This window comes from Aeromonas sp. QDB14 (genome assembly GCF_027707845.1).
Taxonomy (GTDB): domain Bacteria; phylum Pseudomonadota; class Gammaproteobacteria; order Enterobacterales; family Aeromonadaceae; genus Aeromonas; species Aeromonas caviae.
In genome coordinates, this window is the sequence record NZ_JAPCJD010000004.1 from 60,236 (window position 1) to 84,042 (window position 23,807).

26 protein-coding genes are annotated in these 23,807 nt (G+C 64.7%); 4 read left to right on the forward strand and 22 right to left on the reverse strand.

Annotation, left to right across the window (positions count from 1 at the left end; genetic code table 11):
• Position 1: 1 nt before the first annotated feature.
• The 4 genes from PG887_RS02325 to PG887_RS02340 form a co-directional block, all read right to left on the reverse strand.
• Positions 2-313 (reverse strand): SelT/SelW/SelH family protein, encoded by a 312-nt coding sequence (locus PG887_RS02325; RefSeq protein ID WP_010674179.1) that lies wholly within the window; start codon positions 311-313, stop codon positions 2-4.
• Entirely contained in the window at positions 310-1,431 is a 1,122-nt protein-coding gene (locus PG887_RS02330; RefSeq protein ID WP_104455669.1) for an adenosylhomocysteinase, read from the reverse strand. The genes PG887_RS02325 and PG887_RS02330 overlap by 4 nt, the downstream gene beginning before the upstream one ends.
• 185 nt (positions 1,432-1,616) lie before the next feature.
• The gene (locus PG887_RS02335; RefSeq protein ID WP_104455668.1) at positions 1,617-2,351 is read right to left on the reverse strand and encodes a hypothetical protein; all 735 of its coding nucleotides are present in this window, start codon (positions 2,349-2,351) and stop codon (positions 1,617-1,619) included.
• Positions 2,351-2,911, reverse strand: coding sequence for a YceI family protein (locus tag PG887_RS02340; RefSeq protein WP_053288582.1), 561 nt, complete (start codon positions 2,909-2,911; stop codon positions 2,351-2,353). The genes PG887_RS02335 and PG887_RS02340 overlap by 1 nt, the downstream gene beginning before the upstream one ends.
• A gap of 109 nt (positions 2,912-3,020) precedes the next feature.
• Between PG887_RS02340 and PG887_RS02345 the strand changes: the two genes are divergently transcribed.
• A complete protein-coding gene (locus tag PG887_RS02345) occupies positions 3,021-3,923 on the forward strand; it encodes a LysR family transcriptional regulator (RefSeq protein ID WP_039038856.1) in 903 nt (300 codons plus the stop codon).
• 8 nt (positions 3,924-3,931) lie between these two features.
• Here PG887_RS02345 and PG887_RS02350 read toward each other — a convergent pair whose 3' ends face one another.
• On the reverse strand, positions 3,932-4,333 hold the full coding sequence (locus PG887_RS02350) for a hypothetical protein (RefSeq protein WP_010674174.1): 402 nt from the start codon (positions 4,331-4,333) through the stop codon (positions 3,932-3,934).
• A 66-nt stretch (positions 4,334-4,399) separates the two neighbouring features.
• Here PG887_RS02350 and PG887_RS02355 point away from each other — a divergent pair, with 66 nt between their 5' ends.
• Positions 4,400-6,133: a formate--tetrahydrofolate ligase gene (locus tag PG887_RS02355; RefSeq protein WP_161470239.1), complete on the forward strand. Its 1,734-nt coding sequence runs from the start codon at positions 4,400-4,402 to the stop codon at positions 6,131-6,133.
• 283 nt (positions 6,134-6,416) lie between these two features.
• Here PG887_RS02355 and PG887_RS02360 read toward each other — a convergent pair whose 3' ends face one another.
• The 3 genes from PG887_RS02360 to folE all read right to left on the reverse strand — a co-directional run bounded on the left by PG887_RS02360 (position 6,417) and on the right by folE (position 11,309).
• Complete coding sequence (locus PG887_RS02360) at positions 6,417-8,504, reverse strand: methyl-accepting chemotaxis protein (protein WP_270821090.1); 2,088 nt, start codon at positions 8,502-8,504, stop codon at positions 6,417-6,419.
• 247 nt (positions 8,505-8,751) lie between these two features.
• Positions 8,752-10,401, reverse strand: a complete 1,650-nt coding sequence (locus PG887_RS02365; RefSeq protein WP_104455664.1) for a methyl-accepting chemotaxis protein — start codon at positions 10,399-10,401, stop codon at positions 8,752-8,754.
• A 251-nt stretch (positions 10,402-10,652) separates the two neighbouring features.
• Entirely contained in the window at positions 10,653-11,309 is a 657-nt protein-coding gene (folE, locus tag PG887_RS02370; RefSeq protein WP_010674171.1) for a GTP cyclohydrolase I FolE, read from the reverse strand.
• A gap of 370 nt (positions 11,310-11,679) precedes the next feature.
• On the opposite strand from folE, the gene moeA reads away from it, so the two are divergent.
• Positions 11,680-12,906 carry a molybdopterin molybdotransferase MoeA gene (moeA, locus tag PG887_RS02375; RefSeq protein ID WP_270821107.1) on the forward strand — a complete coding sequence of 409 codons (1,227 nt, stop codon included), beginning with the start codon at positions 11,680-11,682 and terminating at the stop codon, positions 12,904-12,906.
• On the forward strand, positions 12,903-13,658 hold the full coding sequence (moeB, locus tag PG887_RS02380) for a molybdopterin-synthase adenylyltransferase MoeB (protein ID WP_167824939.1): 756 nt from the start codon (positions 12,903-12,905) through the stop codon (positions 13,656-13,658). The genes moeA and moeB overlap by 4 nt, the downstream gene beginning before the upstream one ends.
• Before the next feature lie 71 nt (positions 13,659-13,729).
• Here the strand turns inward: moeB and PG887_RS02385 are convergent, their stop codons facing one another.
• From PG887_RS02385 to napG, 14 genes are all read right to left on the reverse strand, one after another.
• A complete protein-coding gene (locus PG887_RS02385) occupies positions 13,730-14,542 on the reverse strand; it encodes a hypothetical protein (protein ID WP_233759668.1) in 813 nt (270 codons plus the stop codon).
• Positions 14,535-15,578 (reverse strand): plasmid segregation protein ParM domain-containing protein, encoded by a 1,044-nt coding sequence (parM, locus tag PG887_RS02390; RefSeq protein ID WP_223302530.1) that lies wholly within the window; start codon positions 15,576-15,578, stop codon positions 14,535-14,537. Before parM ends, PG887_RS02385 begins: the two co-directional genes overlap by 8 nt.
• A gap of 113 nt (positions 15,579-15,691) precedes the next feature.
• Positions 15,692-16,468 carry an alpha/beta fold hydrolase gene (locus tag PG887_RS02395; RefSeq protein WP_042017457.1) on the reverse strand — a complete coding sequence of 259 codons (777 nt, stop codon included), beginning with the start codon at positions 16,466-16,468 and terminating at the stop codon, positions 15,692-15,694.
• A 67-nt stretch (positions 16,469-16,535) separates the two neighbouring features.
• On the reverse strand, positions 16,536-17,591 hold the full coding sequence (gene modC / locus PG887_RS02400) for a molybdenum ABC transporter ATP-binding protein (RefSeq protein ID WP_270821095.1): 1,056 nt from the start codon (positions 17,589-17,591) through the stop codon (positions 16,536-16,538).
• Entirely contained in the window at positions 17,588-18,268 is a 681-nt protein-coding gene (modB, locus tag PG887_RS02405; RefSeq protein ID WP_104455661.1) for a molybdate ABC transporter permease subunit, read from the reverse strand. Before modB ends, modC begins: the two co-directional genes overlap by 4 nt.
• 116 nt (positions 18,269-18,384) lie before the next feature.
• Entirely contained in the window at positions 18,385-19,107 is a 723-nt protein-coding gene (gene modA, locus PG887_RS02410; RefSeq protein WP_182954327.1) for a molybdate ABC transporter substrate-binding protein, read from the reverse strand.
• Positions 19,108-19,161: 54 nt separating this feature from the next.
• Entirely contained in the window at positions 19,162-19,641 is a 480-nt protein-coding gene (gene moaE / locus PG887_RS02415; RefSeq protein ID WP_202040844.1) for a molybdopterin synthase catalytic subunit MoaE, read from the reverse strand.
• 2 nt (positions 19,642-19,643) lie between these two features.
• Positions 19,644-19,889: a molybdopterin synthase sulfur carrier subunit gene (gene moaD, locus PG887_RS02420; protein ID WP_048207331.1), complete on the reverse strand. Its 246-nt coding sequence runs from the start codon at positions 19,887-19,889 to the stop codon at positions 19,644-19,646.
• The gene (moaC, locus tag PG887_RS02425; RefSeq protein ID WP_039038847.1) at positions 19,886-20,380 is read right to left on the reverse strand and encodes a cyclic pyranopterin monophosphate synthase MoaC; all 495 of its coding nucleotides are present in this window, start codon (positions 20,378-20,380) and stop codon (positions 19,886-19,888) included. The genes moaD and moaC overlap by 4 nt, the downstream gene beginning before the upstream one ends.
• Positions 20,381-20,430: 50 nt before the next feature.
• A complete protein-coding gene (gene moaB, locus PG887_RS02430) occupies positions 20,431-20,937 on the reverse strand; it encodes a molybdenum cofactor biosynthesis protein B (protein ID WP_039038846.1) in 507 nt (168 codons plus the stop codon).
• Between the two features lie 193 nt (positions 20,938-21,130).
• On the reverse strand, positions 21,131-21,721 hold the full coding sequence (locus PG887_RS02435) for a cytochrome c3 family protein (protein ID WP_270821097.1): 591 nt from the start codon (positions 21,719-21,721) through the stop codon (positions 21,131-21,133).
• An 11-nt stretch (positions 21,722-21,732) separates the two neighbouring features.
• Positions 21,733-22,188: a nitrate reductase cytochrome c-type subunit gene (locus PG887_RS02440; RefSeq protein WP_005299342.1), complete on the reverse strand. Its 456-nt coding sequence runs from the start codon at positions 22,186-22,188 to the stop codon at positions 21,733-21,735.
• The gene (gene napH, locus PG887_RS02445; protein WP_270821098.1) at positions 22,188-23,063 is read right to left on the reverse strand and encodes a quinol dehydrogenase ferredoxin subunit NapH; all 876 of its coding nucleotides are present in this window, start codon (positions 23,061-23,063) and stop codon (positions 22,188-22,190) included. The genes PG887_RS02440 and napH overlap by 1 nt, the downstream gene beginning before the upstream one ends.
• A complete protein-coding gene (gene napG / locus PG887_RS02450; protein WP_270821100.1) occupies positions 23,060-23,794 on the reverse strand; it encodes a ferredoxin-type protein NapG in 735 nt (244 codons plus the stop codon). The genes napH and napG overlap by 4 nt, the downstream gene beginning before the upstream one ends.
• Positions 23,795-23,807 lie beyond the last annotated feature (13 nt).

The window sequence follows — 23,807 nt, forward strand, 5'->3', positions numbered from 1 at the left end:
CCTACTCGGCTGCGGGTTTGCGATCCGCATGGCCGAGATCCCGCTCCGGGGCGATGACATCCCGCACCCGCTGCTTGATCTCCTTGGCCTCGGGGAAGCCCTCGTCGGCCACCCTGTCCCACACCAGCACCCCGTCCACCAGGATGCGAAACTCCCCCTTGCTGGCGGGCACCAGGGCCACCTCGCCCAGTTCGCCGTCGAAGGTGGAGAGCAGCTCCTGGGCGAGCCAGGCGGCTCGCAGCATCCAGCGGCAGAGGGTACAGTAACGGATTTCGATGCGCGGTTTCGCAAGGGGCAAATGGGTGTCTGTCATGGGGTGACTCCGTGAAAATCGGTCAACCAGTGGCGAGCGATGCGCTGCATGGTGGCCTGGGGCAGTTCGTGAAGGCCCGGGGTGGATGCCTGATGGGCCAGTTGGTGCACCCCTTCGATGATCTCCGCCAGCACCAGGTAGACATATTCGCCGATGACGGCACCGTGGACGAAGTTGACCGCCTCCCCCCGGTTGAGCAAAAAGATGGTGCTGCCGTCCGGCCGGGTCAGGGCCAGCACATGGGGACACACCTCCTCGCTCGGCCAGGGCAGCTGGGCGAGGCTGAAGGCGAATTCGTCGTCGGCGGAGGTGACCGAGGCCAGCATGGCGCCGGGGCGCAGGGCCTGCATATCGGTGATGTCGAGGGAGCCGTTGCCGGTGGAGCAGATCACCAGCTCGGCGCGGCCCAGGGCCTCGGCCTTGTTCACCAGCTTGAAGCCGTGGGAGAGCGCCTCCACCTGGCGCAGGGCATCCGTCTCCACCAGCTCCAGATGCAGGTTGCGACAGCGCAGTTCCCGGGCGATGCTGCGCCCCACCTTGCCATAGCCGAACAGGGCGGCCTGGCAGACATTGAAGGTACGCCTCAGTGTACGCGCCAGGGACTCCGCGGAGTAGACCACGCTCAGGCCGATCTGGATATCTTCCGCCTGCTTGAGGGGGCTGCGGGCCACCGAGATGACGGGGGCCGCCAGGGACTCCTGTTCGTAGCGCTGATGGCCGTTCTCGGTCATCTCCACCACCCCGATGAAGCGGGCGCCAAAGTGCTCGGCCAGTACCGCCTGGCTCTTGGCAAAGTAGCCGCCGATGTCGAGGATGATGAGCCGCTCGTGAGACATCACCAGAGGGGCAATCTGGGCGATCACCTCACCGGGATCCGAGGTCCAGTGGCGATTGAGGGGCAGCACGGGGTAGTGCTGCTGGGCCCAGGCCAGCGTCGGCCCGTGCACGGACTTGGGTTTGGGCAGGATGGCGCCGACCCGGCCCACCCGATCGAGCACCTGGATGAAGTCGGGTCTGTCGGGAAGCAGGTGGGTCACCAGCAGGATGCAGAGATCCCCAAGACATCCCTGTTCGGTGAAATGGCGAAAAAACAGATGCTCAGATCCCTGACTGTGCAACTGTGGCCTCCTTAGCATGCCGCGGGAAAGCAGGCAAACAGAACCCGGCATAGCCGGGTTCTGTGTGTATCCAGATAATTGAAAATCCTTTTTATCCGAAAGCACCATGGGTCTCAATCTTTATCTGTCCAGACTTTGACAAGCCCATCAATTTCTAAGGTAATAGCCTGTTTTTCATGCAGAAATCAGTAAAGTGACGCCTCTGGCCATACCCACCACAGACTCACTCCGGCACCAACGGCCGCCACCAGGATCAAGCCCCCCCAGCGAGAGAGTCCCGGGCGCCCGTGCAGGGCACGTTCCAGCAGCGGCAACAGCCAGACCGGCAGCAGCACCAGCAGGGGCACTTCCACGTACTGCCAGGCGAGCATCTGCACGAAGGCGAGTGAAAGCCCCAGGGCAGCCGGGGTCACCTTGACCCCTGCAAAGGCGCCGAGCAGGGCACGGAATCCGGCAAACGCGGCCAGGGCCCCCGTCAGCTGGGCGATGAGCAGGCTGCCATCGATGCCGATGACCAGCGCCAGCCAGATGAAGGCCAGGGCGAAGCCGAGCCCCTCCTCGCTGTCACCACGCCAGCTCGTCCAGCCAGACCAGAGGATGGCGGGCAGCAGGGCCAGCCAGATCCCGGGCTCGCTCGCCAGCACGGAGGCCAGCCCCTGCCACCACACCAGGGCGCCCAGCCCCCCGAACAGCGCGAGGGCGATCCCCTTGTTGGAACCCTGGGTCAGGGCGGGCACCAGCAGGGTCAGCGGCAGCCACTGCCACGCCTTGACCGGCAGGCCATAGGCACCGCCCAGCAGGCAGCCCACCAGCCAGATCCCCAGGGCGCCCCACAGATAGCCCAGCCGCGGCCAGCGCCACGACAGCAAAGCGGCCCCTAAAGGAGCCGCCAGGGTTTGAAGCAGGAGTGCTGCGCCCATTACTTGCGCACGCCTTCAACGAACAGGTTGATGGTCATCTCGTCAGGGATGTTCGGCACCATGTAGTTCACGCCGAACTCGCTGCGCTTGATGGTGGTGGTGGCGTTGAAGCCGCTGCGGTAGCCGCCCCAGGGATCCTTGCCTTCGCCGATGTGGACCAGGTCGAAGGCCACGTCCTTGGAGACGCCGTGCAGGGTCAGGGTACCCTTGAGCACGCCTTTGTCTTTGGTGCCTTCATAGCCGGTGCTGACGAAGGTCATCTTGGGGTACTGCTTCACGTCCAGGAAGTCGGGGCTGCGCAGGTGCTTGTCGCGGGCCTCGTGGTTGGAATCCACGCTGGCGGCATCGATTTCGAAGTTCGCCTTGGCCGCCGCCGGGTTGGCGTCGTCCATGCTGAAGGTGCCACTGAAGGTGTTGAACCGGCCGACCAGTTCGGAGAAGCCGAGGTGGCCCACCTTGAACTGGACTGTGGTGTGCGCTGCATCGACATCGTAATCGGCAGCCATCAGGGGAGCCGCCATAAACAGGCAGGAGGCCAGCAGGGCCTTGGTCATTTTCATTCCGATCGTTCCTTCATTGGGTGTTCACAACGGTGAACAAAATGCTAACCTCCTATCGAGAATAGATAATCATCGATTTATTAAAATAATTATCAACCGAGAGTGGAATATGGATCAGATAGCCGCCATGCGCACCTTCATCAAGGTGGTGGAGTGCCAGAGCTTCACCAAGGCCGCCCATCAGCTCGGGATCTCGGTCGCCATGACCTCCAAGCTGATGCAGCAGCTCGAGGAGTCCCTCTCCACCCGGCTGTTGTCGCGCACCACCCGCCAGGTCAACCCCACCGAGGCGGGCCAGTTCTACTACCAGCGCTCCCTGGCCCTGCTGGCGGAGCTGGAAGAGACCCACAGCCAGCTCACCCACAACAACCAGCAGCCCCAGGGCACCCTCAAGCTCTCGGTGCCCATGGATTTCGGCTACCTGCACCTCTCCCCCGCCCTGCCCCTGTTTCGCGAGCGCTACCCGGACTTGAAGCTCGAGATTGAGTACAGCGACCGGCGGGTGGCCCTGGTGGAGGAGGGGTTCGATCTGGCGCTGCGCATCGGCAACCTGCCGGATTCCTCCCTGGTGGCCAAGCCGCTCGCCATGATGAAGATGGTGGTGTGCGCCAGCCCCGACTACCTGGCCCGCCGGGGCAGGCCGAAGACCCCGGAGGATCTCAAGCAGCACGACTGCCTCATCTACACCCTGACCCAGCCGGACTGGGTCTTCAAACGGGATGGGGAGGAGCACAGCATCCGCCCCCAGGGGCCCCTTCGCGCCAACAACGGGGTGGCCCTGACCCGGGCCGCCTGCGACCACCAGGGCATCATCTTGCAGCCCACCTTCATCGTGGGGGATGCGCTGCGCTCGGGGGCGCTGGTCCCCTTGTTGCTGGAGTGGGAGAAGGGGCAGGTGGGACTCTATGCCCTCTATCCGCACCGCCGTTTCGTGTCGGCCAAGGTGCGCTGCTTCATCGAATTCGTGCAGGAGCGCTATCTGGCGCCCCACTACTGGGACAGGGAGACCTGAGCCCGGGCTCAGGGGGTAGGCATCAGCTCGGCCACCAGCAGGTGATCCTGCTGGCTCATCTGCCAGCGTGGCAGGCGCTGGCGCAAGGCGGCGAGTTCGGCCTCCCCCAGCGCATAGGGCAGGGTGACGTGCAGGCAGTGGCAATCCAGCATGGCCGCCAACTGCATCATCAGGGCGAGGTTCGCCTCGTCGCTCTTGTGCTTGTTGATGCGCTTGCCGAGCTCGTGGCGAAAGTGGGTCTCGGGATCCTGAGTCATCGCCTGCCAGCCGTAACCAAAGAGCGGGATGAAGGCGCTGACGATGCCAAGGGCGGTGAGGGGCCGTTTGGGCGGGTGATAGAGGGCGTTGAGATCCAGCAGGATGGGGCTTTGATGGGGTTCACGACTGCCGGATAAAATAGTATTGCTCATTGGATTACCCTGTTGATTCCTCTAGACTTCGCCGCATATTTGACCTGACATGCCAACGAGGTGCTGATGCTAAGCGATATCGAGATCTCCCGCCAGTCCCCCCGCCTGCCCATCGCCGAGGTGGCAGCACAGCTCGGCATAGCGGCCGCCCATCTCCACCCCCACGGCCATTACAAGGGCAAACTCGACCTCGCGCTGCTCCATCACGCCCCCGCCCGCGAGCCCGGCAAGCTGGTGCTGGTGAGCGCCATCACGCCCACCCCCCTTGGGGAGGGCAAGACGGTCACCACGATCGGCCTCTCCATGGGGCTCAACCACATCGGCCAGCCCAGCATCGCCACCATTCGCCAGCCGAGCCTCGGCCCCGTCTTCGGGGTCAAGGGGGGCGCCGCCGGGGGCGGCATGGCCCAGGTGGTGCCGATGGAGGAGATGAACCTGCACCTCACCGGGGATTTTCACGCCCTCACCGCCGCCCACAACCTGGCCTCTGCCGCCCTCGATGCCCGCCTGTTCCATGAACGCAAACTCGGTGACCAGTTCAGCGCCAGAACCGGTCTGGCGCGGCTCGATATCGACCCGGCCAACATCCTCTGGCCCCGCACCCTGGACATGAACGACCGGGCGCTTCGCCACCTCACCCTCGGCCAGGGCGGCGCTGCCGATGGGGTCGAGCGCCCCGATCGCTTCGTCATCACCGCCGCCTCCGAGCTGATGGCCATTCTGGCCCTGGCCAGGGATCTCAAGGACTTGCGCGCGCGTATCGGCCGCATCCAGCTCGCCCTCGACCTGCGCGGCAAGCCCATCACCGCCGAGCAGCTGGAAGTGGCGGGGGCCATGACGGTGCTGCTCAAAGACGCCCTCAAGCCCACCCTGATGCAGACCACGGAGCAGACCCCTGTGCTGGTCCACGCCGGCCCCTTTGCCAACATCGCCCACGGCAACTCCTCCGTCATCGCCGATCGCATGGCGCTGGGTCTTGCCGACTATGTGGTGACCGAGGCGGGTTTTGGCTCCGACATGGGGCTGGAGAAGTTCTTCAACATCAAGTATCGCCAGTCCGGCCTCACCCCCGCCTGCGTGGTGCTGGTGGCCACGGTGCGCGGCCTCAAGGCCAACAGCGGCCTGCTCGACATCCGGCCGGGCCAGCCGCTGCCGGCCAGCCTGCAAGGGGAAGATCTGCCCACCCTGACAGCGGGGTGCGCCAACCTCGCCTGGCATATTCACAACGCCCGCCGTTACGGGGTGCCCGTGGTGGTCGCCATCAACCGCTTCCCCACCGACAGCGATGCCGAGCTGGCCCTGCTGGAGGAGGCGGCGCGCCAGGCCGGTGCCTGTGGCGTCGCCCTCTCCCGGGCCTTCACTGACGGTGGCGCGGGTGCGGCGGATCTGGCTCACGCCGTGGTGGCGGCCTGCAAGCAGCCCAGTGAGGTCAGGCTGCTCTACCCCGATGAGATGAGCCTTGCCGCCAAGCTCGCCACCCTGGTGGAGTGCGGCTATGGTGGCCGGGGCGTCACCCTCTCGGACAAGGCGCGCCAGCAACTGGCCAGACTCTCGGCAGAGGGCCAGGATCACCTGCCCGTCTGCATGGCCAAGACGCCGCTCTCCATCAGCCATGACCCGGCCAGGAAGGGCGTGCCGACGGACTTCGAGGTGCCCATCGAGGAGGTGAAACTCTGCGCGGGGGCAGGCTTCGTCTATGCCCTGGCAGGCCCCATCATGACCATGCCAGGCCTGGGCAGTCTGCCGGCCTATCGCCATATCGACATCGACGATGACGGCGACATCGTCGGCCTGAGCTGACGTGCAGGCTGGCTGCCTGCCCTCCCTGAACGCCATATCGACATCGACGATGACGGGGAGATTGTCGGCCTGAGCTGACGCGCAGGCTGGCAGCCTGCCCTCCCTGAGCGCCATATGGCCATCGACGATGACGGCGAGATAGTCCGGTTGCGCCACATGATCGGGCAAGCAGTCTGCCATCGGCCGATGACGCGGCGCTAATCGACCCTGACATCAACACACCCGCCATCAACAACAAGGCCCCGCCGATTGGCGGGGCCTTGTTGTGCGTATCAGAACGCCATCAGTAGTGGAAGCGCCCCAGCTTGCTCATGACCGTCTCGGTCAACCCGTGCATCTGCTTGCTCTGGGCATCCTGCTCCCGGGCCACCCGGGTGGAGGCGCTCGCCAGCTCGTGGATGTTGCTGACGTTCTGGTTAATCTCCTCGCTCACCTTGGATTGCTGCTCGGCGGCGCTCGCAATCTGGGTCGCCATGTCCTGGATACGGTCGGCGGCCTGCACTATGGTCGCCAGCTCGCTTACCGCCTGCTCGGCATCACGCAGCGCCAGGCTGCTCAACTGGCGTCCCTCTGTCATGGTGTCGACCGCGGCGCGCGTGGTATCCCGCAGCCTGTCTATCATCAGCTGGATCTCCTGGGTCGAGGCCCGGGTCTTGGATGCCAGGGTACGCACCTCGTCGGCCACCACGGCGAAACCGCGACCATGTTCACCGGCCCGTGCCGCCTCGATGGCTGCGTTTAGCGCCAGCAGGTTGGTCTGCTCAGAGATGGTCCGGATCACATCCAGGATGCTGCCAATCTGCACCCCCTGCTGCTGCAAGGCGGTGATCCTGTCCGACACCTCGCTGACCTGGGCACTCAACTGGCGGATGCCGTTGGCAGAGGCGCTCACCACCTGCTGACCCTTGTGCACCGCATGACGGGTCTCATCCACCGCCTGGGCCGTGATCTGGGCGCTGCTGGAGACGGAGTCTGCGGTTGATGACATTTCATGGATGGCCGTGGCCACCAGCTCGACCTGCTCCAGCTGGTGATGGCTGTTCGCCAGCCCCTGCTGGGCCTGCCTGGCCGAGTTCACCGCCGCCTGCTGCAACTCGTGCACGCTGGTGGCGGTGTCGGTCACTATGCCCTGCACGGTCGCGACGAACTGGTTGATCCCCTCCGCCAGCACCCCGGTCTCATCGCGCCGGTGCTGGGTCAGCCGCTGGGTCAGATCCCCTCCGGCGCTGGAGAGACGCACCACCATGCGAGCCGTCTCCTGCACCGGCCGGGAGATGGACCCTGCCGCGAAAGCGAGTCCGACCAGACCTATACCCGCCACCAGGATGCCCACCATCAGCTGGGTCCAGACCCCCTTGCCAAAGGCCTCGGCACGGGCCTGCGCCATCCGCTCGTACTCGGCATAGAGGGCGCTGCCCGGCACCTCGATGGCGATCCCCCAGGCCTGTGTGACCTTGTTGAGGCTGATGGGTGCGAAGACCCTCAAGCCATCGGCATGCTCGTCGCTGCCCCTCTCGCCGCGTTGCAACTGGGCCAGCAAGGATGGATCCTGCAAGCGCTGCCCTACCCCGTCGCCATCGCGGGAGTCGGCGGCGATGATGCCCATGGGGCTGATGATGCGCACCCTGCCCTGCCCGTCGAATACCCGTCGGCTGATGTCAGCGGCCAGCCGTTGCAGGTAGTTGAGGGAGTAGTCGATGCCCACCATGCCGAGGTATTGATCCCCGTTCAGCACAGGCACCACGAAGGAGGTGAGCAGGGTGGGCTGACCGTTGACCTGGTAGACGGAGGGGTCGACGGCGCAGCTTGCCTTGCTCTCCTGCGGGCAGAGATACCACTCGGAGGCCCGGATCCCGGTCGCGCTCGGCGTCTTGCTGTAGAAATCCCCCAGGGGTTTGAGGTCAAAACCGGCCGGGCCGCGGCTCCAGTAGGGGGCGAAGTTGCCCGATGCCTGGCTATGCCGGCCATCACCGGTATGGAGCGCATCCTGACCGTCGAAACGATCCGCCTCCCAGCCACTGTAGATGCTGAGGAAATCCGGGTTGCGATCCCCTATGTCCTTGAGCAGGGCCGTGACCTCGTCCCGATCGAGAGGCTCGGACTGATGGACATTGCCCGCCAGCAGTGCCGCCAGGGTTTCGGCCGCATCCAGCGCCAGTTCGAAGGAGCGTGCCACCTCGCTCGCCTGACCATCCGCCAGGGTCAGCAGCCACTGCCTGGCCTGCTGGTGGGCCGCATCGTGGCTCTCCTGCTGGATCTTCTCCTGCATGCTGGCCAGGGAAACATAGCTGTAACCCACCACGCTGAGGACGGTGGTCAGCAGGATGCAACCCGCAAAGAACATGACTTGATACTTGATGGAACGGAACATGGCGGATGGTGGGTCTCTTGAGCCAAAACAGAGGCATTATGCGGGCTCGCAAACAGGTCGTAAACGGCCCCGCATGAAATTAATCGCCGATTTGTGAGCGAATTCGAACATCCGGCCTGTCATCCCCCCATCCGGTAGGTGACGGGGCAGGCGGGCCGGTTGAAACGGGCACAGGGGGGGCGATGACAAACAACAAGGCCCCGCCGATTGGCGGGGCCTTCTGCGCTGTGCCGGGTGGCAGCAAGACTCAGAGGGTGAAGCGCTGGGTCATATGGTGCAGGGTATTGGCCAGCTTGCTCAGCTCGACACAGGCCTGGGCGGTCTGCTGCGCCCCCTGGGCATTCTCGTCGGCGGCGGTGTGGATCTTGACGATGCTGCGATTGAGCTCCTCGGTGACCGCGTTCTGCTGCTCGGTGGCGGTGGCGATCAGGGTGTTCATGTCGGTTATCTGGGTGACGGCGCCATTGATGCTGTCGATGCTGCTCCCCGCTTCCCGCGCCAGCTCCACGCTCTCCTGCATCTGCTGACGGCTCAGCTGCATGGCGCTGCCCGCCTCGGCGGTGCGCTCCTGAAGCACTTCGATCATCTTGCTGATCTCGGCGGTGGACGCCTGGGTGCGCTGGGCCAGACTGCGCACCTCGTCCGCCACCACCGCAAAGCCACGGCCCTGCTCGCCAGCCCGGGCCGCTTCGATGGCCGCGTTGAGGGCCAGCAGGTTGGTCTGCTCGGCGATGCCGCGAATCACGTCCAGCACCATGCTGATGCTGGCGCTGTCGGTCTCCAGTTGCTGCACCACGCTCCCGGCCTGCTCTATCTGGCGGGAGACCTGCTCTATGCTGCCGATGGCGCTGCGCACCACCTGGTTGCCCTGGGTGGAGGTGCGGGAAGCCTGCTTGGCCGCCCCCATGGCGTCCGTGGTGTTGCGAGCCACCTCATTGACGGTGGACTGCATCTCGTTCATGGCGGTGGCGACCTGAGAGACCTCTCCCTGCTGGCTTGCCATGCCTTTGGCGGACTGCTCGGAGATGGCGCTCACCTCCTCTACCGCGCTGCTGAGCTGGCTCACCGAGCCGGAGATTTCGCTCACCAGCTCTGCCAGTGCCCCCTGCATCCGGTCGATGGCCGACCCCAGCTGACCCAGCTCGTCGCGGTTGAAGCGGTTGCCGCGGACCCACTCCTGCAGCTCGCCCCGACCGAGATCCCCGCTCGCGATGCGCTGGGCCTGACGGGCCAGCATGATGAGCGGGTCACGGATCTGGCGGGTCAGCACCACCGAGAGGGCGACAACCAGGGCCAGGCCGATCACCAGGGCCAGGGTCACGCTCAGTTTGGCGCTGTCAAAGGCGTCCACCACCTCGGCACGGGAGCCCACGGAGTAGCCGTGGTTGATGCGGATAAGCTCACCCACCGACTTGGTCAGATTGGTATAGAGGGTAACCCCCTCCCCCATGAAGAGGTGCTGGGCTTCGGCCATCTGTCCCGAGTCCTGCATCTGCCGGATGCGCTGGTGCAGGGCGACATATCGCTCCCAGTCCGCCTTGACGATGTCAAAGGCGCGGCGCTCCTCCCGATCCTCCGCCCAGATGGTGCCATCGTGGGCCACTATCTGGCGCGCAGCCTCTTGCAGGCTCTTCTCGCTCTCGTTGCGATAGCGGGCCCTCTGCTGGGCATCGTCCGCCACCAGGAAGACATCCAGTTCGTAGCGGCGCAGGGCATTGATGGTCTCGCCGAGGGTGCTGGTGCGCACGACGGCGGGCAGGATACTGTCGGTAAAGCCGATGGCGGCGCGGTTCATCTTGCTGAATTCAAACAGCGAGAAGCCGCCGATAAAGGCCATCATCAGGCCGAGTACGGCAAAGCCGACGGTAAGTTTTTTGCCTATCGTCATGGTGTTCATGGCATGTCCTGCATGGGGGAAAACAAGTGGCATTGCTGGGCGCAGGCCTGGCCTGCGCCTTCACTACCCTCCTTGGCAGTACATCTCGTCCCTGTTGGCGCGCACAAGGGCGGGCCTGGGGGTGTCGGCGTCAACCAGACCGTCCGACAACACACAGAGCCATGGCGACCGGCACGGTCACAACTTTAGGTATTTTTCAAAAAAAGTGAGGGAAAGGAGACGGGGCCTGTCGGCGACAGGCCCCGGGAGCACTACCCTTTCAGACCACCGAGGAACTCGGCGCGGGTGTCGGGCTGGGTCTTGAAGACGCCGCCCAGGGAGGTGGTGGTGGTGTAGGAGGTGGAGTCCATCACGCCACGGGCCTTCACGCAGAAGTGGGTCGCCTTGATGCTGATGGCCACGTCCCTGGTGCCAAGCAGGGTCTGCAACGCCAGCAGGATCTGCTGGGTCAGCCGCTCCTGTACCTGGGGACGGCGGGCGAAGAACTGCACGATGCGGTTGATCTTCGACAGGCCAATCACCTTGCCGCGGGGAATGTAGGCCACGTGGGCAAAGCCGTCTATGGTGACGAAGTGGTGCTCGCAGGTGCTGGTGAGGCTGATGTCCCGCACCATGATCATCTCGTCCACCTTCATCTTGTTCTCGATCACCGTCACCTTGGGGAAGGTGGCATAGTCGAGGCCGGAGAAGATCTCATTCACGTACATCTTGGCAATGCGGTGAGGGGTCTCGGCCAGACTGTCGTCGGCCAGATCCAGTCCCAGCGTCTCCATGATGGCGCGCATATGACCTTCGATTTTTTCCTTTTTCTGCTGGCCGCTCAATTCATTGGCCACCAGAGGTGTCTCAAGGCCCTCGGCCTCGAGCGCCGCCCTGACCAACAGGGCTTCCTGGCTTAAGCTCGTCATCGTGTTTCTCTCCCACGCTCAGGGACTGTGCTGGCCTGCGGCATGGTGCCGCGGCGCAATCTTACAGGGCGATTATTGTCATAATTCTGTCTAACTCAAGCCCGGTGCCCGACTTTATGCCAAACCACCCCGTTTTGTCCGCACCGGCCTGCCCATTCGGGGGCAAGGCGCACGGCCGTGCCGCCTCTTCCCCACCTGCCATCCCGCGCAAGCCTCGCCCTGGTTACCCATCAGGAGGTAATTCAACGGGATAGCGCCCCATAATCCGATCACTCCGGGACATCTGCCCCCCATTACCGCACCTTCGGCCTGCCCATCGGAGCGGATTTTTGGGATAATCCGCCCCCTACACACCAGAGAGGTCATGATGATGGGATTCGATACCGGTGCACTCCTCCCCTTGGACAAGGCCCTGCAAGGGATGCTGGAACAACTCACCTGCTGCTGCGAGACGGAGCAGTTGCCCCTGCCCCAGGCGCTGGATCGGATCCTGGCCGAGGAGATAAGCTCCCCCCTCTTCGTCCCCCCCTTCGACAACGCCGCCATGGACGGCTATGCCGTGCGCCTGGCGGATCTCGCCGCCGGGGTGCCGCTCCTCGTGGCGGGCAAGGCCTTTGCGGGCCAGCCCTATGAGGGGGAGTGGCCCGCTGGCCACTGCATCCGCATCATGACCGGGGCCCCTGTGCCCCCGGGTGCAGACGCTGTGGTGATGCAGGAAGAAACGCAAGCCGGCGACAACGGGATCACTTTCCTGACCCGCCCCGTTGCTGGCCAGAACATCCGTCGCCGCGGCGAGGATCTGGCGCAGGGTGCCCAGGTGCTCGAAAGCGGCCTTCGCCTGAGCCCCAGGGAGCTGCCGCTGCTCGCCTCCCTTGGCATCGCGAACGTCACGGTGCGCCGTCCCCTCAGGGTCGCCATCTTCAGCACAGGGGATGAACTCAAGCCTCTGGGCACCCCGCTCCAGCACGGGGACATCTACGACTCCAACCGCTACGGGGTCAAGGCGATGCTGAGCCGCATGGGCTGTGAGTGCCTGGACCTTGGCATCATCCCCGATGATCCGGCTGCCCTGCGCACCGCCTTCTTGCAGGCCGACCGCGAGGCCGATGCCCTTATCACCACCGGGGGAGTCTCGGTGGGGGAAGCGGACTTCACCAAGCAACTGCTCGAAGAGCTCGGGGAAATTGGCTTCTGGAAGCTCGCCATCAAGCCGGGCAAACCCTTCGCCTTTGGCCGATTGCCAAACGCCTGGTTCTTCGGTCTGCCGGGCAACCCGGTCTCCGCCATGGTCACCTTCGATCAGCTGGTGCAACCGGCCCTGGCCAGACTGGCCGGTCAGCAGTTTGCACGCCCGCACCCCCTCCAGGCCCTGGCGACAGAGGCGCTCAAGAAGAGCCCGGGGCGCCTGGACTTCCAGCGCGGCATCCTGAGCGTGGGCCCGAATGGCCTCGAGGTACGCAGCACCGGCTCCCAGGACTCCGGGGTGTTCAGCTCCCTGTCCCGGGCCAACTGCTACATCGTGCTCGAACAGGAGCGCGGCAAGGTGGCCGCCGGTGAGACGATCACCGTCGAGCCCTTCTCGGGGCTGCTGCTGTGAGCGAGATCCTGAGCGACGCAGAACTCCTTCGCTACAACCGCCAGATCGTGCTCAAATCCTTCGACTTCGAGGGGCAGGAGGCGCTCAAGCAATCCCGCGTGCTGGTCATCGGCGCCGGGGGCCTCGGCTGCGCCGCCAGCCAGTATCTGGCGGTGGCCGGGGTCGGCCACCTCACCCTGGTGGATTTCGATCGGGTGGAGCTCTCCAATTTGCAGCGCCAGGTGCTGCACAGCGACGAGCGCATCGGCCAGCTCAAGGTGGAGTCCGCGGCGACGTCCCTGCGCGCCCTCACCCCCTGGCTCGAGGTGGAGACCCACGCCGCCCTCGCCGACGAGGCGCTGCTCGATGCCCTGCTGCCAGGCCATCAGCTGGTGCTCGACTGCACCGACAACGTCGCCATCCGCAACCTCCTCAACCAGCGTGCCCGCCAGCACAAGGTGCCCCTGGTCAGCGGCGCCGCCATCCGGCTGGAAGGGCAGCTCTGCAGCTTCACCTGGCAGGAGGATGAACCCTGCTACGCCTGTCTCAGCGCCCTCTTTGGCGATCAGGCCCTCACCTGTGTCGAGGCGGGGGTACTGGCCCCCGTGGTGGGGCTGGTGGGCAGTCTGCAGGCGCTCGAGGCCATCAAGCTGCTGGCGGGCATGGGCAAAAGCTACAGTGGCCGCCTGCTGGTGATCGACGGTCTGGGTGGCAGCTTTCGCGAGCTGAAACTGCCCAAACGCCCCGACTGCCCGGTCTGCTCAAGGCCCTGAGCTGCGCCCACAAAAAAGCCGAACCCCGGGGTTCGGCTTTTTTCATTGGGCTGCGGGTTGTCACAAAGGGCCTAGAAGATCCCCTTCGCCTTGACCTTCTTCATGCTCGCCACCTGATTCGAGAGATCTTCGATGAGGGGCTCGGCCAGCTCGGACGAGCCAGCCCCCCGGGCGGGCTGGCTGGCCAGGCGCTGGATCAGGCGGTGCTGCTCGCGAATGAGCCGGGACTGCTCCTCCAGCTGGCGGGAGAGCAGCTGGATGCTGCCCGCAAGGGGGGCCAGATCCGCCTCTCCCCCCGCCGTCGGCAGCTTGCCCGCGATGGCCTCTGCCAGCAAATCGTGATCGAGCGGGGCCGGCAACCCCTGCTTCAGCTCGTCCCAGAGCCCGGTGGGCTGCTGCTCGCCGATGCGGCTTACAATCTCGTCCACCAGGCTGTCCGGAAGTGGCGCAGCCGCCTGCTGACCCAGACGTTGAACGATTTCATCCGCCAGCCCCCGGTTGTCCCCCTGCCCCAGCTGGGGAGCCAGCCTGGCCACGATTTCATCGATTAGGGTATCGGTCGCCACGGGCGCACTCCCTTCCCCCAGATCGAAGCCGCAACTGGCGAAGACATGGCGCAGGGTCGAGAGGTTCACCTGCTCCGGGCCGAAGGCATTGGCCATCCCCTTGCACAGGTTCGGTGCCAGCACGTACAGGAACATGCCGCAGAGGTAGATGTCCTTGTGAAAACGGCTCTTGGAGAAGTCGAACTCCTCCACATCGTCCTGGATCTTGCGCGCCCGCTGATACCAGCTTTGCAAGATCCCGGCCGCATAGCGATCAGACTCCAGCGCACCCGGATCCATGAAGATGGAGAAGGTCATGCGCTTGAGTTGACTACTCATCGCCGACCTCGGCCATCACGGGCGCCTCACGGTACACCTCTTCCTCTTCTGTGGTGTAGAGGCAGATCTCCCGCGCCAGGGCGGACTGGGCATCGTCCAGCAGCTCCACCCGCTCACCCAGGGTCGGGTAGGCAGCCTTGATGGCATCGACGATCAGGGACGCGCCGCCACCGACCAGATAGATCCGGTTCGGGTTCTTGGCGAACTTCTTCGCCTCGTGAGCCACCTGGGAGCCGAGCTCGTCGATCTTGTTCTGCATCTTCTCGAGGATCTTCGGGATCTGGCTCTCGTCGTTGACCACGTCCCGCACGAAGCTCATGTCGTGGCGGCGCTTGATGAATTCGTTGGCCACCAGATAGCTCGAATCGCTGTCTGCCGCCGCCAGCGCCTTGCGGGTCGCGTCGGTTACCATGGAGACGCCGATCTCGTTGTTGCCATACACATCGGAAACGTCGTCAAACTCGCCGACGATGATCCCCATGTCCAGGGTGGTGCCACCGCAGTCGATCACCAGCGTCTTGGTGAACTCGTTGCAACCCGAGCCAATCAGGCGGGAGAGTGCCGCCGGCAGGCTTTCCGGCATCACCTCCACGCTGACGATGTTGAACAGCTCACCCTTGTTGAGGCTGATGGCCCGCATCAGGTTGCGGCGCTTCTTCTCGATCTTCTCTTCATTGCGCTGGCAGTCATCCGGGTTGTAGAACTCGGTGATGGGCAGGGTCACGGTGATGGCCACATCGCAGGGGGTCACGCCGGTCTGCAACAGGGCATGGTGCACGGAGAGCAGGTTGAGATCGTCGTACTGGTACTCCACGTGGGTGGTGGCCAGGGACTTGTCGGAGGTGGCGTCGTAGGTGTACTTGGTGTTGCCTATCTCGTAGTTGTAGATCTTCTTGTCCTTGCGCAAGGCGGCACTCTTCCAATCCTTGCGAAAGGAGTTGGGGGAGATGATGGTCTTGAGCACCTTGTTCTCAATCCAGCTCACCTTGACGTTGGTTGAACCATCGTCGATGGCCATTTTCATTACTTCAGACATGAGGAAATACCTGTTCAATAGGGCAAGATGGGTCCGATTGCCTTGCCATCTGCCACTGGCAAGGCGATCGGACCAATACATACACGGGGGATCAAGGTCAAAAGGCGACAAGTCTAATGGGTTTCTAAAATCCGGTGAAGCAAATGATTGAACCCGGCAGGATCTTCCGCCGGCCAGGCGTGGTGACCATCCGGGGTGTGGATGGTGGCATTGGGCAGGGAGGCGAACTGCTCCACCCGCCGCGCCAGGGGCAGATAGTCGTGACTGGTGGAGATGATGGCCACCGGCTGCCAGAGGGTGCCGAGACGAGCCCGCACCGACCAGCCGGGCAGCGCCTCCAGCAGCGCCTTGTAGGTCTTCTTTTTGTTGCGCACGAAGCGCCCCCGGAAGGTGTGGCGCACCTGGGCGAGATCGGGGCCGGGAAAGAGCTCGCGACCGAGCCACCACGCCAGCGGCCGCATGCCGAACCAGCGCAGCCACTTGAGGCGCATGGCATAGCGCTCCTGCTCCTTTGGCGTCTCCAGCAGAAATTCGCTGAAGCCGTTGACCAGCACCAACCCCTGCACCTTGTGGGGCAGTTGCAGCGCCAGCTCCAGCGCCACCATGGCACCGAGCGACAACCCCACTACCCAGGCAGGCTCGGGCTGTTCGTCGAGCCAGCGGGCCACATCCGCCGCCAGGGTGGGCACGTCAAAGGGCCCCTCCTGCATGCTCTGGCCGTGGCCGCGCAAGTCGATGGCCACCACCCGGTAGCGCTCGGAAAAACGCTCGATCTGCGCCTGCCAGTCGAGGCTGGAAGAGCCCAGCCCGTGCAGCAAGAGCAGCAAGGGCCCCTCCCCCGCACTGCGCAGGGCCAAGCCATGGGATTTCATTACCTGATTGCGACGCACCCGTCCCCCCTTTCTCGACGCCATGCCGGCCACTCATGACCAGCCAATCCGTACTCCGGTCCCCTGTCTACCCCTCTCCCACCAGGCTCACCGCCTTGATGTAGGCGTAGAGGCGCATGGCCGGCGTCAGGGCGAGCCGCTGCGCGGAGCGGCTGGTGATCCGGGTCAGCAGTATCTGCTGCCCGAGAGCCAACTGCAACAGGGTCTGCCCCGGTCGCACCTCCCGCACCTCCAGCAGCCGGGTCTCGAGGCAGTTGGAGAGGCTGGAGTGCACGATGGGCTCGGTGGCGATCACCAGATCCCGCGCCGCCACCTTGATCTGCAAGGGGCCTGCTTCATCGGGGGCATGCTCCATGGTCACCATCAGGGTCTGCTCCCCGAGTCGCAGGGTCGCCATCTGCTCGTGCTCGTCGTAGTAGGACAGGCTCGCCGATAGCATGACCCCGACGTCGTCGCGACTGGCCAGCGACAGGTCGGTGCGGGCGAAGATCTCCTCGGGGGTGCCCTGGGCCTCCACCCGTCCCTCTGCCAGCAGCACCAGTCCATCGCAGAGCAGGCTCACCTCCTCCATGGCGTGGCTGACGAAGATCATGGGGATGCCGCTCTCCTGCTGCAAGCCCTTGAGCACGTGGGCCTGATGGATGCGGCTGCGCCTGTCCAGCGCCGAGAAGGGTTCATCCAGCAGCAGCAAGTCGGGCTCGGCCAGCAAGGCCCTGGCCAGTGCCACCCGCTGACGCTGCCCGCCGGAGAGGCCGTGGGCCGGTTGCCCCAGCAGCTCGGCAAAGCCGAGGCGCGCAGCCAGATCCTCTGGCTGCCAGCGCCCCCTCCCCTTGCGAGCCGCCAGTTGCAGGTTGCCGAGCACGCTCAGGTGGGGGAAGAGACGAGCATCCTGAAACACCAGCCCGATGCGCCGCGCCTCGGGGGGCAGGGCTGCAAGCTCGCGCCCCTGCCAGCGCAGGGCATCGCCCGGGGCCCTGTCGAGCCCGGCGATGATGCGCAGCAGGGTGCTCTTGCCACAGCCCGAAGGACCGAACAGGCCGAGGATGCGGCTGGGGGGCAGCGCCAGATCACACGCCAGGGTGAAGGGGCCGAAATCACGTCTGGCCTTGAGGTAGAGGTTCATCCGAACAGCCTCCGTTGCCGGCGTTGCAGCACGCCGTAGACCAGCACCAGCATCACCAGGGAGAAGCTCATCAGGCCGCCTGCCAGAATATGGGCATTCTGGTAATCCATCGCCTCCACGTGATCAAACAGGGCGATGGAGAGCAGCTGGGTCTCCCCGGGAATGTTGCCGCCAATCATCAGCACCACCCCGAACTCCCCCAGGGTGTGGGCAAAGCCCAGCGCTGCCGCCATCACGAAGCTGGGCAACGTCATGGGCAGGATGATGCGAAAGAAGCGCTCAAACGGGCCCATCCCCAGGGTGGCGGCAGCCTCCAGCTCCTTGTTGCCCATGTTGACGAAGGCGGAGGTGAGGGGTTGTACCACGAAGGGGAGCGAATAGATGACGGAGGCGATGAGCAGGCCGAGGAAACTGAAGGCGAGCTGGGCCCCGAAGGTCTCCCGCCACCAGTCACCGAGGCCGTACTCCGGGGAGAAGGCCAGCAGCAGATAGAAACCGAGCACGGTGGGCGGCAGCACCAGCGGCAGGGCCACCATGGCCTCCACCAGAGGGCGCAGCCGGTGCTGGCTGCGAGACAGCCACCAGGCGAGCGGCGGCGACAGCAGCAGCAGGATGGCAGTGGTGCTGGCCGCCAGTTTCAGGGTCAGCCAGACCGCCAGCAGATCCCCTTCACTCATAGGGTCCCCTCTCGGGTGTCGATAAAAAACAGGGCGCCGTCATGACGGGCGCCGCCTTGGGACACGTCAGGCACCGGATCTGGCCAGCACGGAGCTGGCCGGCAGACGCCGGGCGCTTACTGCGGCAGGGCGTAACCCGCCGCCTTGATCTGCGCCTGTCCCGGCCCCTTGAGCCAGGCGACCAGGGCATCCACCGCCGCCCCTTTCTTCAGCACCAGGGCCTGCTGCTCGATGGGGGGATAGAAGCTGGCCGGCACCGCCCAGGCTTCGCCGGTCTTGCCCGCCTCCACCAGATTGGCCCAGGCGACAAAGCCCAGCTTCGCATTGCCGGTGTCGACGAACTGCCAGGTCTGGCTGATGTTGGTGCCGGTCAGCACCCGATACTGCTTGGGATCGATCTTGAGGTGAGCCAGGGTCGCCATGGCGGCGGCGCCATAGGGCGCTGTCTTGGGGTTGGCGATGGCCAGCTCCCCCTGCCAGTAGCGCAAGGTGGCCTCATCAGGAGCAGGCCCCCCCTTCTGCCAGAGGCCGAGCTGACCGATGGCATAGGTGAAGCGTTCGCTCCCCTTGCCTTCCGACTCCAGCTTTTGAGGGGTCGCCACGTCGGCCGAAAGGAAGAGATCGAAGGGCGCACCGTGGGTGATCTGGGTATAGAGCACGCCGGTGGCCGCCGAACTGATGACGACGCTGTGGCCGGTCTTGGCGGTGAACTCCTTGCCGATGCGCTCTATGGTGCCCTTGAAGTTGGCAGCCACCGCCACCTTGACCTCGTCAGCCAGCACAGCACCGCTGTACATGGCGCCGGCGCCCAGCACCAACACGGATACCCATCTCTTCATTCCGTTGCTCCTTATGTTCCGGCACGGCCGGATCGATTGACACGAGCTCGAGGCTCACTCCCCTTGTTGCCAGCGGGCCAGGGCGGCGTCATCGCTCGCCCTGGCCTCGACCCAGCGTTGCACCCCGTCGGCGGTCAGCTCTTTTTTCCAGAACGGCGCCCGGGTCTTCAAGAAATCCATGATGAAGTGGCAGGCCTCGAAAGCCGCCTCGCGGTGGGCGCTGCTCACCACCACCAGCACGATCTGATCCCCGAGCAGCAGCTCGCCGATGCGGTGAATGAGGGTGCACTCCTGCAGGGGCCAGCGGCTGCGGGCCTCGGCCACTATGTTCGCCAGCGCCTTCTCGGTCATGCCGGGGTAGTGTTCGAGGGCCAGCCCCTTCACCTGCTCCCCCTGATTGAAGTCGCGCACCTTGCCGACAAAGCTGACAATCGCGCCTGTGTCCTGCCGGGCAGCAAGGCGGGCATATTCGTCCGCCAGCGAGAAGTCATCCCGCTGCACCAGAATGCGATCGGTCATGGTTGTCTCGCTCATCATCAGCCTCCGGTCACCGGCGGGAAGAAGGCGACCTCATCCCCGTCATGGAGGGGGGTATCCAGCGGCACCAGGGTCTGGTTGACCGCCACCAGGAGCTTGCCGGATTCGAGCGCCAGCGCCCACTTGTCACCTCGCTCGCTCAAGGCGGCGCGAAGGACATCGGCACTGGCGTAGTCGCAAGGCAGGCTGAGCTCGTCGCAGCCGACCAGCTCACGCACCTGGGCAAAAAACAGAACCTTGATCATGCCTGCTCTCCTTTGGTCGCACCCAGCTGGAAATGACCGGACTTGCCGCCCTTTTTCTCCACCAGACGCACCTGCTCAATCACCATGTCCTTTTGCACCGCCTTGCACATGTCGTAGATGGTCAGGGCCGCTACCGAGGCGGCGGTGAGCGCTTCCATCTCCACCCCGGTCTTGCCCGAGAGCTTGCACAGGGTACGGATATGGACCCGATTGTGCGCCGCCTGGGGGGCTATCTCGACCTCCACCCGGGTCAGGGCCAGGGGATGGCACAGGGGAATGAGGTCGGCGGTCTTCTTGGCCGCCATGATGCCGGCGATGCGGGCGGTGGCGAACACGTCCCCCTTGTGGTGCTGACCGCTCAGGATCAACGCCAGGGTCTCGGGGGCCATGGTCACGAAAGCCTCGGCGCGGGCCTCGCGTTCGGTCACCTGCTTGTCGGTGACATCCACCATGTGGGCCTCGCCGCTCTGGTTGAGATGGGTCAGGTTCATCTATGCCCCTATCGAAAAATAAGATGGATGATCCGGGTTTACTCCCGGGATCACAGATGGGTCACGAAGTTGCACGGCCGGGTACGGGCGTCGAGCTGATCCCGGATAAGCTGTTCCCAGCCCAGGCGGCAGGCGCCGGTGGAGCCGGGCAGGCAGCAGATCAGGGTGCGATTGGCGAGCCCGGCCAGGGCACGGCTCTGCATGGCGGAGCCTTTTATCTCGGCAAACGAGAGCTGGCGGAACATCTCGCCAAAACCCTGCACCGTGCGCTCGAACAGCACGCCGACCGCCTCGGGCACCCGGTTCTGCTCGTTGAAGCCGGTGCCGCCGTTGATGAGCACCACCTGGACTCCCTCGTCGGCAATCCAGTCGCTCACCTGGGCGCGGATGCGAAACAGGTTGTCTGGACAGAGCGCCCGGTCGGCCAGCACGTGGCCGGTCTGGGTCAGGGCCTCGACCAGATAGTCCCCCGAGCTGTCATCGGCAGCGGTGCGACTGTCGGAAACCGTCAGGACGGCGATCTTGAGAGGGATGAATTCGCTGTGTTTGGGTGCCATTGGGGCCATTCCTGTCAATCATTGACCACGAGAGGATGAGGTGAACGCGCCGCACCGTGGTGCCAGCCATGAAAGGAGCCGGTGGGCGCCGCGTTGCCGGGAAGGGATTCTATCAAAAGATGTCTGGCTGGGGGGCGTCATTGCCCATTAATCTCGAAGGCCGCCGGATCCCGAGGATCCGGCGGCCTTCCCATCAGAAGCCTGGCACCCCTTTCATGTCAGGCAGTTGGTGCGCAATCCCCTTGTGGCAGTCGATGCAGGTGTTGGCCCCGCTTGCCAGGTTGGTGGAGTGCATCTGGGCGGCCCGACGCCCTTGCAGGGAGAAGTCCATGTACTCGAAGTTGTGGCAGTTGCGGCACTCGCGCGAATCCGTCTCCTTCATCCGCTGCCACTCCCGCTCGGCCATCTCGCGCCGGTGCGACTCGAACTTCTCGCGGGTGTCCACCTTGCCGGTGATCATGCCCCACAGCTCCTTGGAGGCCTGCACCTTGCGGATGATCTTGTAGGTCCACTCGTGCGGCACGTGGCAATCCGGGCAGCTGGCCCGCACGCCGGAACGGTTGGCATAGTGGATGGTGTCGCGGTACTCCACGAACACGTTGTCCTTCATCTCGTGGCAGCTGGTGCAGAACTTTTCGGTGTTGGAGGCTTCCATGGCGGTGTTGAAACCGCCCCAGAAGATCACCCCGCCGAAGAAGCCCATCAGCAGCAGTACCCAGAGGGCTGCCTTCGAGGGGGACTTGAAGGTGGTCCACAGACGCTGGATAAAGCCGGGTAATTTCATCTATGGGTTCCTCAGTTCAAGGCTTCAACTGGTTTAAACGTATTTTCCACCAGCGGCTTGGCATCCGCTTGCGGCACGTGGCACTGCAGGCAGAAGTAGCGGCGGGGGGACACTTCTCCCAACGTCATGCCGTCACGGGTCTCGAAGTGGGTCGGGCTGATCTTGGGGGCCTTCATGGCGCTGGCGTTCTTGAAGCTGTGACAGGCCAGGCACTTGTTGACCTTGTTGTCCACTTCATAGTTGCGGGTGTCGTGGGGGATCAGCGGGGGCTGATGCATGTACTGGCGATCGTAGAGATCACCATCCTTGCGAAAGTTCTTCATGGGGGCCGCATCGGCATCCGTCACCAGATCCGTGCTCCCCCGTTCCGACTTGATGCCCCCCGTGCTGTTGGTGATCTCGGGGACTGCCGCCATCAAGGAACCTGCCATCAGACAGGCCAGCATTGCTCCAATCAGCTTCTTCATTATTTGTTCTCCGACGTTTTCTCTGCCTTGACGGCAAAACCTACAGTGATTTCAAAAACTTGCTCCGCGCAGACATCGATGCAACGGCCGCAGTTGGTACACTCCTGAGCCGCAATCAAGGGCCCGTGACCACGCTTGGCACCGTGAACGGGGCCGCGCAGGATGGGACGTTCCGGACAGACCGCATAACAATCCATGCAGTTGCTGCACCGCTCGCGCCCCTTGGCAGAAATCTTGATGAACCCGACCCGGTTGACCAGGGCATAGAAGGCCCCCACCGGACAGAGGTGACCGCACCAGCCCCGCTCCACCACAAAAAGGTCGAACAGGAACAGCACCGCCAGCAGGCCCCAGCCTGCCCCCATGCCAAACAGCAGGCCCCGCAGGGTGAGCGACACCGGGTTGACCAGCTCCCACACCAGCACGCCTGTGATGGCCGGCGCCACCAGCACCATGGCCAGCAGCCAGTAGCGGGTAGCGCGGTTGAACTGACCATTGCCCTTGAGCCCGAGCCGCCCCCTGAGCCAGGCGGCGGCATCGGTGACCAGGTTGACCGGACAGACCCAGGAGCAGAACACCCGCCCCCCGACCAGCCAGTAACCCGCGAGCACCAGCCCGGCCCCGAGCCACAGGGTGGGGATGGGCCACTGGCCCGCCGCCACCGACTGCAACAGGGTCAGGGGATCCGTGAGGGGCACCGTCTCCAGCAGCAGGGAGCTGGAGAGGTTGCCCTTGAGGATCCAGATGCCCGCGAGCGGCCCCAGCAGGAACAGCCCCAGCACCCCGAACTGGCAGAGCCGGCGCAGCAGCAGGAAGCGGTGGGCACGCCACCACCCCAGCCTGGCCGTGGCCTCGGCCCCTGGATACCGACTCATAGGCCCTCCGGTTTGCGGGTCGGCAGGGTCAGTCGCTCACCGATGAGGGACTTGCCCGCCTTCTCCTTCTCTTCCCAGCCGAGCCGGTAGTGGTGACCCAGCTCCCCCTTGGCAAGCCCGCGAGGTACCACCTTGATGGCCGCCTCCTCCAGCACGCAGGCGTGCTCGCACTTGCCGCAGCCGGTGCAGAGATCGCTGTGCACCGTGGGCAGGAACATGGCGTGCTTGCCGGTGCGCGGGTTGTGTTGCAGCTCAAGGGTAATGGCCTTGTCGATGAGGGGGCAGACCCGGTAGCAGACGTCGCAGCGCAGCCCCAGGTAGTTGAGGCAGGTCTCGTGATCGATGAGCACCGCCACTCCCATCCGCGCCTGATCGATGTCGGTCATGGCCCTATCCAGCGCCCCGCTCGGGCAGGCCACCACGCAGGGGATGTCGTCACACATCTCGCACGGGACGGCGCGCGCCTTGAAGTAGGGGGTGCCGGTGGTCACGGGTTCAAACAGCCGGGCGAGCTTGAGGGTGTCGTAGGGGCAGGCCAGGGCGCAGAGTCCACAGCGCACGCAGGCGCCGAGAAACTCGGCCTCGTCGAGGGCCGCCGGCGGGCGCAGCACCTGGGCAGGCAAAGCCTGCACCTGCTGGCGCGCCACGCCGCCAAGCCCGGCCCCGAGGAGTCCCACGGAGCAGGCCCCCTTGGCCATGTCGGCCAGAAACTGCCGCCGACTACGACTCATCTCGCGCTCCCCC

Bases quoted from the DNA above. Each gene is read 5' to 3' on its own strand.
- PG887_RS02335 (WP_104455668.1), bottom strand. From the start codon at position 2,351: ATGGGCGCAGCACTCCTGCTTCAAACCCTGGCGGCTCCTTTAGGGGCC.
- modC (WP_270821095.1), bottom strand. From the start codon at position 17,591: ATGAACCTCTACCTCAAGGCCAGACGTGATTTCGGCCCCTTCACCCTG.
- PG887_RS02350 (WP_010674174.1), bottom strand. From the start codon at position 4,333: ATGAGCAATACTATTTTATCCGGCAGTCGTGAACCCCATCAAAGCCCC.
- napG (WP_270821100.1), bottom strand. From the start codon at position 23,794: ATGAGTCGTAGTCGGCGGCAGTTTCTGGCCGACATGGCCAAGGGGGCC.
- PG887_RS02360 (WP_270821090.1), bottom strand. From the start codon at position 8,504: ATGTTCCGTTCCATCAAGTATCAAGTCATGTTCTTTGCGGGTTGCATC.
- moaD (WP_048207331.1), bottom strand. From the start codon at position 19,889: ATGATCAAGGTTCTGTTTTTTGCCCAGGTGCGTGAGCTGGTCGGCTGC.
- PG887_RS02440 (WP_005299342.1), bottom strand. From the start codon at position 22,188: ATGAAGAAGCTGATTGGAGCAATGCTGGCCTGTCTGATGGCAGGTTCC.
- PG887_RS02340 (WP_053288582.1), bottom strand. From the start codon at position 2,911: ATGAAAATGACCAAGGCCCTGCTGGCCTCCTGCCTGTTTATGGCGGCT.
- PG887_RS02365 (WP_104455664.1), bottom strand. From the start codon at position 10,401: ATGAACACCATGACGATAGGCAAAAAACTTACCGTCGGCTTTGCCGTA.
- napH (WP_270821098.1), bottom strand. From the start codon at position 23,063: ATGAGTCGGTATCCAGGGGCCGAGGCCACGGCCAGGCTGGGGTGGTGG.
- parM (WP_223302530.1), bottom strand. From the start codon at position 15,578: ATGTCTGAAGTAATGAAAATGGCCATCGACGATGGTTCAACCAACGTC.
- moaB (WP_039038846.1), bottom strand. From the start codon at position 20,937: ATGGCACCCAAACACAGCGAATTCATCCCTCTCAAGATCGCCGTCCTG.
- PG887_RS02385 (WP_233759668.1), bottom strand. From the start codon at position 14,542: ATGAGTAGTCAACTCAAGCGCATGACCTTCTCCATCTTCATGGATCCG.
- folE (WP_010674171.1), bottom strand. From the start codon at position 11,309: ATGACGAGCTTAAGCCAGGAAGCCCTGTTGGTCAGGGCGGCGCTCGAG.
- modA (WP_182954327.1), bottom strand. From the start codon at position 19,107: ATGAAGAGATGGGTATCCGTGTTGGTGCTGGGCGCCGGCGCCATGTAC.
- moaE (WP_202040844.1), bottom strand. From the start codon at position 19,641: ATGAGCGAGACAACCATGACCGATCGCATTCTGGTGCAGCGGGATGAC.
- modB (WP_104455661.1), bottom strand. From the start codon at position 18,268: ATGAGTGAAGGGGATCTGCTGGCGGTCTGGCTGACCCTGAAACTGGCG.
- PG887_RS02435 (WP_270821097.1), bottom strand. From the start codon at position 21,721: ATGAAATTACCCGGCTTTATCCAGCGTCTGTGGACCACCTTCAAGTCC.
- moeA (WP_270821107.1), top strand. From the start codon at position 11,680: ATGGGATTCGATACCGGTGCACTCCTCCCCTTGGACAAGGCCCTGCAA.
- moaC (WP_039038847.1), bottom strand. From the start codon at position 20,380: ATGAACCTGACCCATCTCAACCAGAGCGGCGAGGCCCACATGGTGGAT.
- PG887_RS02325 (WP_010674179.1), bottom strand. From the start codon at position 313: ATGACAGACACCCATTTGCCCCTTGCGAAACCGCGCATCGAAATCCGT.
- PG887_RS02345 (WP_039038856.1), top strand. From the start codon at position 3,021: ATGGATCAGATAGCCGCCATGCGCACCTTCATCAAGGTGGTGGAGTGC.
- PG887_RS02355 (WP_161470239.1), top strand. From the start codon at position 4,400: ATGCTAAGCGATATCGAGATCTCCCGCCAGTCCCCCCGCCTGCCCATC.